This window comes from Citrobacter sp. Cpo109, from assembly GCF_030332565.1.
GTDB classification, from domain to species: Bacteria; Pseudomonadota; Gammaproteobacteria; order Enterobacterales; family Enterobacteriaceae; genus Citrobacter; species Citrobacter portucalensis.
Genome location: NZ_JAOWHQ010000039.1, coordinates 1 through 338 on the forward strand (window position 1 = coordinate 1; position 338 = coordinate 338).

Here is a 338-nt window from a genome sequence, read left to right on the forward strand (position 1 = left end):
ATTTGTTCGTCACCGGCAAGGAGCTGTTCACGGTATTCCCGTTCAAGGTCTGCCAGTTCGGCTTTACGTTTCAGCCAGGTGTTTTTGTTCGTCTGACAGGCCTCAAAGGCCTGCTGTATGGTCACAGTGGTCACGTGTCTCTCTCCTGATTAATGCCGGAACGGCGAGCTGTAGCAGCCCTGTACTTTACGCGGCGGCGGTGGCGTCACCGGGGCGGGGTCGGGTTTCTCCGGTGCGGCACGTATCACACCGTCAACCGACTCGATGGTGCGGAAAGTGGCCGAGCATTCGATATTGGTACACTGGTGATAACGCTGTTTGACGTTTTCCGACAGATA

General features: G+C 55.9%; 2 protein-coding genes. Both read right to left on the reverse strand.

What is annotated here, in order from left to right; translation table 11 throughout:
• On the reverse strand, positions 1 to 134 hold a 134-nt coding region (locus OGY71_RS23240; protein ID WP_286612688.1), incomplete at its 3' end, for a phage polarity suppression protein.
• 15 nt (positions 135 to 149) lie between these two features.
• Positions 150 to 338 (reverse strand): STY4826 family bacteriophage gene regulatory protein (locus OGY71_RS23245; protein WP_286612680.1); only part of this gene is annotated, 189 nt, incomplete at its 5' end.